11 protein-coding genes are annotated in these 9,549 nt (G+C 74.7%); 7 read left to right on the top strand and 4 right to left on the bottom strand.

Annotation, left to right across the window (positions count from 1 at the left end):
* Positions 1-60: 60 nt before the first annotated feature.
* Entirely contained in the window at positions 61-915 is an 855-nt protein-coding gene (locus GTR00_RS07680; protein WP_166611042.1) for a carbohydrate ABC transporter permease, read from the top strand.
* A gap of 35 nt (positions 916-950) precedes the next feature.
* A complete protein-coding gene (locus GTR00_RS25660) occupies positions 951-1,829 on the top strand; it encodes a carbohydrate ABC transporter permease (RefSeq protein ID WP_166611041.1) in 879 nt (292 codons plus the stop codon).
* Here the strand turns inward: GTR00_RS25660 and GTR00_RS07670 are convergent.
* Together GTR00_RS07670 and GTR00_RS07665 are read right to left on the bottom strand one after the other, a co-directional pair.
* Complete coding sequence (locus tag GTR00_RS07670; protein WP_166611038.1) at positions 1,715-2,602, bottom strand: sugar phosphate isomerase/epimerase family protein; 888 nt, start codon at positions 2,600-2,602, stop codon at positions 1,715-1,717. The genes GTR00_RS25660 and GTR00_RS07670 overlap by 115 nt on opposite strands.
* Positions 2,599-3,582: a zinc-dependent alcohol dehydrogenase gene (locus GTR00_RS07665; RefSeq protein WP_166611037.1), complete on the bottom strand. Its 984-nt coding sequence runs from the start codon at positions 3,580-3,582 to the stop codon at positions 2,599-2,601. Before GTR00_RS07665 ends, GTR00_RS07670 begins: the two co-directional genes overlap by 4 nt.
* A gap of 147 nt (positions 3,583-3,729) precedes the next feature.
* Between GTR00_RS07665 and GTR00_RS07660 the strand changes: the two genes are divergently transcribed.
* The 3 genes from GTR00_RS07660 (at position 3,730) to GTR00_RS07650 (ending at position 6,979) form a co-directional block, all read left to right on the top strand.
* Positions 3,730-5,100 (top strand): ABC transporter substrate-binding protein, encoded by a 1,371-nt coding sequence (locus tag GTR00_RS07660; protein WP_205705296.1) that lies wholly within the window; start codon positions 3,730-3,732, stop codon positions 5,098-5,100.
* Entirely contained in the window at positions 5,097-6,041 is a 945-nt protein-coding gene (locus tag GTR00_RS07655; protein ID WP_205705295.1) for a carbohydrate ABC transporter permease, read from the top strand. Before GTR00_RS07660 ends, GTR00_RS07655 begins: the two co-directional genes overlap by 4 nt.
* 74 nt (positions 6,042-6,115) lie before the next feature.
* Positions 6,116-6,979, top strand: coding sequence for a carbohydrate ABC transporter permease (locus GTR00_RS07650; protein ID WP_166611039.1), 864 nt, complete (start codon positions 6,116-6,118; stop codon positions 6,977-6,979).
* Between the two features lie 25 nt (positions 6,980-7,004).
* Here GTR00_RS07650 and GTR00_RS07645 read toward each other — a convergent pair whose 3' ends face one another.
* Entirely contained in the window at positions 7,005-7,586 is a 582-nt protein-coding gene (locus tag GTR00_RS07645; protein ID WP_166611035.1) for a hypothetical protein, read from the bottom strand.
* Positions 7,587-7,660: 74 nt separating this feature from the next.
* Positions 7,661-8,479, bottom strand: a complete 819-nt coding sequence (locus GTR00_RS07640; protein ID WP_166611034.1) for an exodeoxyribonuclease III — start codon at positions 8,477-8,479, stop codon at positions 7,661-7,663.
* Positions 8,480-8,563: 84 nt separating this feature from the next.
* Between GTR00_RS07640 and pyrE the strand changes: the two genes are divergently transcribed.
* Together pyrE and GTR00_RS07630 are read left to right on the top strand one after the other, a co-directional pair.
* Positions 8,564-9,148 carry an orotate phosphoribosyltransferase gene (pyrE, locus tag GTR00_RS24895; protein ID WP_166611033.1) on the top strand — a complete coding sequence of 195 codons (585 nt, stop codon included), beginning with the start codon at positions 8,564-8,566 and terminating at the stop codon, positions 9,146-9,148.
* A gap of 1 nt (position 9,149) precedes the next feature.
* On the top strand, positions 9,150-9,512 hold the full coding sequence (locus GTR00_RS07630) for a hypothetical protein (RefSeq protein WP_166611032.1): 363 nt from the start codon (positions 9,150-9,152) through the stop codon (positions 9,510-9,512).
* Positions 9,513-9,549 lie beyond the last annotated feature (37 nt).

Here is a 9,549-nt window from a genome sequence, read left to right as displayed (position 1 = left end):
GAACAGGACGAGGAACGGCGCCCCGCCACCGCCAACCGCGCCCAGCACCGCGCGCCGTGGCTGCTGCTGGCGCCGTTCCTCGTCCTGTTCCTGCTGACGTTCATCGTGCCGATCGTCTACGCGGTGGGGCAGAGCTTCACCAGGGTCGAGCGCATCGGCCTCTTCGGCGAGGAGGGCATCACCTCCAGCTTCGCCGGGTTCGAGAACTACGCCCGGGCGCTGGGCGACCCCGCCTTCACCGCCTCCATCTGGCGCGTGCTGCTCTTCGGGATCGTGCAGGTCCCCGTGATGATCATCGCGGTGACGCTGCTGGCGCTGCTGCTGGAGTCCGCCTCGGCGAAGTGGCCGGGCTTCTTCCGCGCCGCGTACTTCCTGCCCTACGGCATCCCCGGCGTCATCGCCAGCATCCTGTGGTCCTTCCTGTACCTGCCGGGCTTCTCGCCGGTCGTGGCGGGCCTGCAGGCCCTGGGCGTGGAGGTGGACTTCCTCAGCGCCCAGACGGTGCTGTGGTCCATCGCCAACATCGTCACCTGGTCCTACGCCGGCTACAACATGCTCATCGTCATCGCGCAGCTCAAGGCCATCCCCGGGGAGGTGTACGAGGCGGCCAAGGTCGACGGGGCCGGCCCGTTCCGCCTGGCCTGGTCGGTGCAGCTGCCGCTGATCCGCCCGGCGCTGGTGCTCACGACGGTCTTCTCGATCATCGGCACCCTGCAGCTGTTCGCCGAGCCGCAGGTCATCCGCAACGTCTCCCCGGCGGTGGACGTGAAGTACACGCCCAACTTCGCCGCCTACTCCTCGGCGTTCTCCTACAACGACTACGGCGTGGCCGCGGCGCAGGCCGTCGTCATCGCCCTGGCCGCGTTCGTCCTGTCCTTCGCCTTCCTGCGCCTCGTCTCCCGGAGGGACTCGTGACCGCCGTCCGCCCCGAGGAGGACCGCCTCGCCACCATCGGCGCGCTGGAGCGCTCCTCGCGCCGCGGGGCCACCCGCCCGCCCGCCGCGCGCACCATCCTCGTCACCGCGATCCTGATCGTCGTCGCCGTCTACTTCCTCGTGCCCGTGTACTGGGTGGTGGTCGCCGCCACGAAGTCCACCGAGGACCTCTTCACGACCAACGGCTTCTGGTTCGGCGACGTGCAGCTGCTGGAGAACGTCCGGCAGGTCTTCGCCTTCGACGACGGCATCTTCGTGCGCTGGTTCCTCAACAGCGTGCTGTACGCCGGCGGCGGGGCCCTGGTGGCGACCTACCTCGCCGCCGCCGGCGGCTACGCCCTGGCGGTGTACGACTTCAAGGGCCGCGACACCGTCTTCGGCCTCGTGCTGGGCGGCGTGCTGGTGCCCGGCACCGCCACCGCCCTGCCGCTGTTCCTGCTGTTCAGCAACCTGGGCCTGACCGACAGCTACCTGGGCGTGCTGCTGCCCAGCTTCGTCTCGCCGTTCGGCTTCTTCCTGTGCCGGATCTTCGCCGCGGCCGTGGTGCCGCCCTCGCTGGTGGAGTCCGCCCGCCTGGACGGGGCGGGGGAGCTGCGCATCTTCCACACCTTCGGCCTGCGCATGATGGCCCCGGCCCTGGTGACCGTCTTCCTGTTCCAGTTCGTCGGCATCTGGAACAACTACCTGCTGCCGCTGATCATGATCGCCGACGAGAAGCTCTACCCGATCACCGTCGGCCTGGTGAACTGGCGGGCGCAGACCGACCGCCTGCCGGAGTTCTACGAGCTCACCACCGCCGGCGTGCTCGTCTCGGTGGTGCCGCTGGTGGTCCTCATGGTCGTCCTGCAGCGCTTCTGGCGCGGCGGGCTCACCGAGGGCTCCGTCAAGGGCTGAGGCCGCTGCGCGATCGCGACGGCCGGCCCGGACAGGCGGCTCTCCACCGCCAGCGCCCCGGTGTAGCCGATCGCGCGCACCGCCGCGCACAGGCGCGGCCAGTCCACGTGCCCGGCGCCCGGTTCGAGGCGGTTGGAGTCGCTGACCTGCACGTGCCCCACGTACGGGCCCGCCTCCCGCAGCGCCGCCGCGGGGTCGGCCTCCTCGATGTTCATGTGGTAGGTGTCCGCCGCGACGCGCACGCCGTCGCTGCCGGCCTCGCGCACCAGGGAGACCGCGTCGGCCAGCCGGTTGACCATGTGGTCCTCGTAGCGGTTCAGCGGCTCCAGCAGCAGCAGCACCCCCTCGCGGCGGGCGTGCTCGCCCAGGTCGGTGAGCGCCTCCAGCAGCACCTCGCGGTCCTCCTGCGGCGAGCGCGGCGGCTCGAACGGCGGCAGCCGGCGCGAGAACATCCCGTACGACGCCGGTGTCATCGCCCCCGTGCCGCCGACCTCGGCGACCACGCTGAGCTGGGAGCGCAGCTGCTCGCGCGCGTCGCGGCGCAGCTCGGGGTCGAACGCGCCGATGAAGTGGCTCATCTCCACGCACGCGGTGGGCATGGGCACCCCGGCCGCCGCGGCCCGGCGCAGCTCGGGCAGCCGGGCGGCGAACGCGAAACCGCCCCGCGCGCGCAGCTCCAGGCCGTCGAAACCCCAGGCGCGGGCCACCTCCCACTTCTCCTCCAGGCCCGCGCCGGGCACGTGCTGCTCCTGCACGAGCACGGGGTTGCTCACGCCCGCCCCCCGGCGGGGAAGTCCAGGACGACCTGCAGCACCTGCGCCGCACCGGCGTCCAGCAGCCGGTAGGCCTGCGCGGCGTCGTCCACGGCGAAGCGGTGGCTGACCAGGGCGGTCACGTCCGGGCGGCGCTCGGCCAGCAGGCCCACCACCGTCTCCTGCAGCCGGGCGACGTCCCAGCGGGCCCGCTTGCGCGCCGGCACGGCGCCGATCTGGGAGGCCAGCACCTCCACCCGGTTGTGGTGGAACTCCTCGCCCAGGCGCAGCCCGGCCCCCTCGCCCTGGTAGAACCCCGCGGCGACCACGCGCCCGTCGGCGCCGACGAGGCGGGTGGCCTCGTGCAGCGCCCGGTAGGAGCCGCTGAGGTCGACCGCCGCGTCCGCGCCGCGCCCGCCGGTCAGCTCCCGCACCGCCGCGGCGGTGCCCGGCCCGGGTTCCAGCGCCACGGCCGCGCCCAGGGCCAGGGCCCGCTCGCGCCGGGGCGCCACCCCCTCCACCGCCACCACCCGGGCGCCGCCGAGGGCGGCGAAGCACGTGGCGAGCAACCCGATGACGCCCTGGCCCACGACGGCCACGGTCTCGCCCACCCCGGCGTCGGCGGCGAGCACCGCGTTCAGGGCGATCGCGCCCACCCGCACGAAGCAGCCGGCCACCGGGTCCAGCCCCTCGGGCAGCCGGTGCCCGCGCAGCGCCCCCAGCGCCAGCACCGCCTCCACCACGCGCCCGACCTCGGAGTAGCCCCAGCCCACCAGCGGGTACGAGGGCCGCTGCGGGTGCGAACCGGTGAACAACCGCCGCCCCGGGTCCCACGTGGACGTCAGGTAGGGGTTCGTGCCGCGGTAGGCGGTCAGTTCCGTGCCCGCGGAGATGCCCGAGCCCAGGGTCGCCACGCGCGCCGTCCCCGGCGCGAGCGCCTCGGCGGGGACCTCGACGACGTCGACGGTGCGGGGGGCGGTGAAGCGGACGGTGCGCGGCATCGGGCGTCCTCCTGCGGCCGGGAGGGCGGGACCGCCCCGGTTCCGGGCAGGGTACTCGCGCCGCCGCCTCCTTCCACCCCCCGTGATCGCGTGCTTCGATACCGGTGTACGGCTCAGGGAGGAGCGCCCATGTCACCGTCCCGCCGCGTGCGCACGACCGCCGTCCTCACCGCCGCGCTGCTCGCGGGCGCGGGCGGTGCGTGCTCCACCGGACCGCAGGCGCAGGACCCCGACGTGCTGACCGTGTGGAACCTCGACGGCCAGCCGGACCGCATCGCCGCCGTGCAGGAGATCGACGCCGGTTTCACGCGGCGCACCGGCGTGCGCGTCGAGCAGGTCCCCGTCGACGAGTCCCAGCTGCCCTCGCTCATCGTGTCCGCGGCGGTCTCCGGCACGATGCCCGACCTCATCGCCGGGCTGCCGCTGGGCACCGTGCGCCAGCTCGCCCAGCAGGAGCTCCTCGACGTCGACGCCGCCGGGCGGGTCGTCGAGGAGCTGGGGGAGTCGACGTTCTCGCCCACGGCGCTGTCCCTGGTGCGCGACGGCGACCGGGAGCTGGCCGTGCCCGCCGAGGTGTGGGCGCAGATCCTCGTCTACCGCGAGGACCTCTTCCAGCGGGCCGGGCTGGCCCCGCCCACCACCTACGCCGCGATCCAGGAGGCCGCCGAGGCGCTGAGCACCGGCGGGCGCTACGGCATCACCCTGGCCACCGACCCCGCCGACCCGTTCACCGCCCAGACGTTCGAGAGCCTGGCGCTGGGCAACGGCTGCCAGCTCGTCGACGAGGCCGGCGAGGTCGGCCTGGACTCCGGTCCCTGCCGGCGCGCGTTCGCGTTCTACGACGCGCTGGCCGCGCAGGCCCCCTCCGGCACCCAGACCGTGGACTCCACCCGGGCGACCTACTTCGCCGGGCAGGCGGCCATGACGATCTGGTCGACGTTCCTGCTCGACGAGATGGCCGGGCTGCGCGACGACGCGCTGCCCACGTGCCCGGAGTGCCGCGAGGACCCCGCCTGGCTGGCGCGCAACACCGGCATCGTCACCGCCGTGCAGGGCCCGGACGGCGCCGGGCCGGCCAGCTTCGGCGAGGTCACCTCCTGGGCGATCACCGCCGCGCACGGCCCGGCCGCGGCCGGCTACGTCACCCACATGCTCTCGGAGGGCTACGAGGCCGCGCTCGGCATCGCCCCCGAGGGGAAGTTCCCCGCCCGCACGGGCGACGCGCAGGACCCCGGCCGCTTCGTCGACGCCTGGGCCACCCTGCCCGCCGGCGTGGACAGGCGCGCACCGCTGGTCGAGACCTACGGCGAGGACACCATGGACGAGATCGCGCAGGTGGCCACCACCCTGCAGCGGTGGGCGATCCCGCAGGGGCAGGGCCCCCTGCTGGGCCCGCTCACCGCGGAACTGCCCATCCCCAAGACGATCTCCAGCGCCGCCGGCGGGGCGCTGAGCGCGGACGAGGCCGCGCGCCGGGCCACCGAGGCCGTCGAGGAGATCCAGAGGTCGCTGTCGTGAGCGCGCCCACCACGGTGCGCCCCACGGCCGGCGCCCCGGCGGCCGGGCGCACCGCGAGCAGCCGCGCCAACCGCGACGGCCTGGCGATGGTCCTGCCGACCGTCGTCATCGTCGTCGCGGTGGTCGTCGTGCCCGTCCTGTGGAACGTCGTGCTGGCCTTCCAGGACCTCACGCTGCTGGAGGTGCGCGACGCCGGGCTGTTCGAGCGCCTGTCGCTGGAGAACTTCGCCGAGGTCCTCACCGGGGCGGGGTTCTGGCAGGCGCTGGGCAACACCGTGGTCTACTCCGCGGCCTCCACCGCCGGCTCGATCCTCGTCGGGCTGCTCGCCGCGCTGGCGCTGCGCAGGCCGTTCCCCGGCCGCGGCGTGGTGCGCTCGCTGATGCTGCTGCCCTACGTCGCCCCGGTCGTCGCCGTGGCGTTCACCTGGGAGACGATGCTCAACCCGCAGTACGGCATCGTCAACGCCTGGGGCACCGGGTTCCTCGGCTGGGACCAGCCGGTGGACTTCCTCGGCCAGGAGCCGTACGCGATGGCGACCGTCATCGCCTTCGAGGTGTGGCGCTACTTCCCCTTCGCGTTCATGTTCATCACCGCCCGGCTGGTCGCCGTGCCCGCCGAGCTGGAGGAGGCCGCCACCGTCGACGGCGCCTCGCTGCTGCAGCGTTTCCGCCACGTCGTCGGCCCCCAGCTGCTGGGCGTGGTGGCCCTGCTGAGCGTGCTGCGCCTGATCATGACGTTCAACAAGTTCGACGACGTGTACCTGCTCACCGGCGGCGGCGCCGGCACCGAGGTCGCCGCCGTGCGCGTGTACGACACCCTCACCGGGCGCTTCGACGTCGGCGGCGCGGCCGCCCAGGCGCTGGTGCTCTCCGCGGTCCTGGCCGTGGGGCTGCTGGTCTACGTGAGGTTCTTCGTGAAGAAGGGCGGTGAGCAGTCGTGAGCACCCGCACGGCACCGGCGCGCGGGACGACCGGCAGGACGGCGCGCGGCACGACCGGCGGGGCGGGGCGCCGGATGCGCGCGACGGGCCAGGAGCGCACCTTCGGGGTGCTGCGGTGGGTGCTCGTCGTCGTGCTCGTCCTGGTCACCGCGTTCCCGTTCTACTACATGCTGCTGCTCAGCTTCGTGCCCGTCGAGCAGCTCCTGCTCTCGCCCTCGCGGCTGTGGTACGCGCTGCAGACCCTCACGGTGGACACCTACCGCACGGTGCTGGCCCCCGCCGAGGACGGCGGGCAGGGCTTCGGGGTGTTCCTGCGCAACTCCGCGCTGGTGGCCGCCGCCACCGTGGTCATCACGGTGCTCGTGGCGATCCCCGGCGCCTACGCCGTGGCGCGCCTGCCGTTCACCGGCCGCGACCACGTGGGCACCCTGTTCCTGGCCGTCTACCTGTTCCCCACCGTGGTGCTGGCGGTGCCGCTGTTCATCGCCTTCGCCCGCCTGGGCCTGCAGTCCTCGCTGGTGGGCCTGATGCTCGTCTACGTCGTGCAGACGGTGCCGGTCTCCATCCACATGCTGCGCGGCTACTTCGAGACGATCCCGGCCAGCATCGAGGAGGCCGCCGCGATCGACGGGGCCGGGCGCTTCGCCACCCTGCGCCGCGTCGTGCTGCCCCTGGCGATGCCCTCGCTGATGTCGACGGGCCTGTACGTCTTCATGATCGCCTGGAACGAGTTCCTCTTCGCGCTGCTGTTCCTGTCCGCCCAGCCGGACCGCTGGACGGTCTCGCTGGGCCTGGCCCAGCTCTCCAACGGCATCGAGGTGCCCAAGACCGTCCTCATGGCCGGCTCGGTCATCCTCACCGTCCCGATCGTGCTGCTCTACGGCCTGGCCGAGCGCGCGCTCACCGAGGGCCTGACCAGCGGGGCCGACAAGGGCTGAGGGGAGGGCCGGGGCGCGCCCGCGCTCACTCCCGCGCCGGCGCGGGCCCGGGCAGCACGAGCACGTCCCCGGCGCCCCCGCGCGCGGCGGCGCCGGCCTCGCGCAGGTCCACCTGCCGCAGCGGCGCGCGGGTGCGGCGCATCGCCGCCAGCAGCACCTCCGTGGCCTCCTCGTCCCCGGCGCACCGGAACAGCCCCGACGTCCACACGCGGGTGGCGTCGTCGTGCTGGTGGTGCCAGGCCAGCTCCTCGCCCAGGAACAGGTACGCCTCCGCGTCGGCGGGCCGGTCGGCCAGCACCTCGTCGGCCAGCGCCACCGCCTCGCGCAGGTGGCCGCACATCAGCAGCGCGGAGACCACGTAGCAGCGGGTGTCCGGGGCCACGTGGTCGCCGGTGGCCAGGGCCCTGCGGGACAGCCGCAGCGCCCGGCGCGCGTCCCCGGCGTAGGCGGCGTGCTCGCTCGCCGCGACCAGCAGCCGCGCCCTCGACACCGAGTCGCCGGGCACCGCCCGGCGCGCCCACGACTCCAGCAGCGACGCGACGGCCCGCTGGCCCCGCGCGTCGGTCGCCGCGCTCAGCTCGACGGCCTCCAGGTCGGAGGCGCTCACAGGTGCTCGCACCCCTGCGAAGCTAGTGGCGCCCAGGTGCCCCGTCTCGCCCGCGGGCGCTGCGGGCCCGACAGTCAGCCGTTCGGCGCAGCGTCCAGCGGGCCGTCCAGCTCCACCACGACGGGGGCGTGGTCGGAGGCGCCCTTGCCCTTGCGCTCGGCGCGGTCGATCGTCGCGCCGCTCACGCGCGCCGCCAGCGCCGGCGAGCCCAGCACGAAGTCGATCCGCATGCCCTGCCGCTTGGGGAAGCGCAGCTGCGTGTAGTCCCAGTACGTGTAGGTGCCCGGGCCCGGCGCGTGCGGGCGCACCACGTCGGTGAACCCCGCCTCCACCAGCGAGCGGAACGCCGCCCGCTCCGGCTCGGAGGTGTGGGTGGCGCCCTCGAAGAACGAGGGGTCCCACACGTCCTCGTCGAACGGGGCGATGTTGAAGTCGCCCACCAGCGCCACCTGCGCGGCCGGGTCCTGCGCCAGCCAGCGGCGCCCGGCGTCGCGCAGCGACTCCAGCCACAGCAGCTTGTACGCGTAGTGCGGGTCGTCCAGGCCGCGCCCGTTGGGCACGTACAGGCTCCACACCCGCACCCCTCCGCACGTCGCGCCGATCGCGCGCGCCTCCCGCACCGGCGGCGCGCCGAACCCCGGCACGTCCCCGGCGAAGGCGGTGCTGACGTCCTCCAGGCCCACCCGCGACAGCAGCGCCACCCCGTTCCACTGCGACAGGCCGTGGTGGGCGACCTCGTAGCCGGCGTCGGCGAAGGCCTGCGCGGGGAACTGCTCGTCCTTGCACTTGGTCTCCTGCAGCGCCACGACGTCGACGTCGCTGCGCTCGAGCCAGGCCAGGACGCGGTCCAGGCGGGCGCGGACGGAGTTCACGTTCCAGGTGGCCAGGCGCACGGCCCGGACGTTACCCCCGCCCCGGCGGCGCGGCCCGGGCAGCGGCGCGGGGAGGGCGCCCGCCAGCGCCTAAGCTCGTGCCCCGTGAGCGCCCCCACCCCCAGCACCCCAGAGCGCGAGCGCCTCGCCGCCCTCATCGCCGCCAAGGCCGTCGTGCGCGGCCGCGTGACGCTGTCCAGCGGCGAGCAGGCCGACCACTACGTCGACCTGCGCCGCACCAGCCTCGACGGCGAGGCCTCCGCGCTCGTCGGGCCGGTGATGCTGGACCTCGTCGCCGACTGGGACTTCCAGGCCGTCGGCGGGCTCACCATGGGCGCCGACCCCGTCGCCCTGGCCATGGTGCACGCCGCCAACGCGCGCGGGTGGGCGGCCCGGCACGGCGCCCCGCTGGACGCCTTCGTCGTGCGCAAGGCCGAGAAGGCGCACGGCCTGCAGCGGCGCATCGAGGGCCCCGACGTCGCCGGCCGGCGCGTGCTGGCCGTGGAGGACACCTCCACCACCGGCGGCTCCGTGCTCACCGCCGTCGCCGCGCTGCGCGAGGCGGGCGCGCAGGTCGTCGGCGTGGCCGTCATCGTGGACCGCGCCACCGGCGCCAAGGAGCGCGTGGAGGCCGAGGGGCTGCCCTACCGCCACGCCTTCACCCTCGCCGACATCGGCCTGGGCGGCTGACGTGGGCAGCGCCGGCACCGTCGCGCTCGTCGTCGTCCTCCTGCTCGTCCTCGCCGCGGTCGCGTACGCCGCCGCCACCCGCTCCTCCCTGGTGCGCATGCGCGACCTCGCCGTCGAGGCCGGCGCGCTCGCCGAGCAGCGCCGCTCGCGCCTGTCCGAGCTGAGCCAGCACGCCGGGCAGGAGCCCGACGAGCAGACCCGACGCGCCGTCGCCGACGCCGAGCACCGCCTCGCCGGCGACCTCGCCTTCCACGGCGCGGCCGTGCGCGCCTACGACGAGCGCCTCGCCCGCGTGCCCGCCTCCTGGGTGGGCGCCCTCACCGGGCTGCACCCGCTGGGCGCCGCCGCCGAGCGCGGGCGCTGAGGCACCCCTGGACGCCCCCCTGGACGCGCCCCCGCCC

Source organism: Kineococcus indalonis, assembly GCF_009906395.1.
GTDB lineage: Bacteria > Actinomycetota > Actinomycetes > Actinomycetales > Kineococcaceae > Kineococcus > Kineococcus indalonis.
Note: the sequence above shows the minus strand (reverse complement) of the source record. Positions and strands in the feature narration are given on the sequence as shown.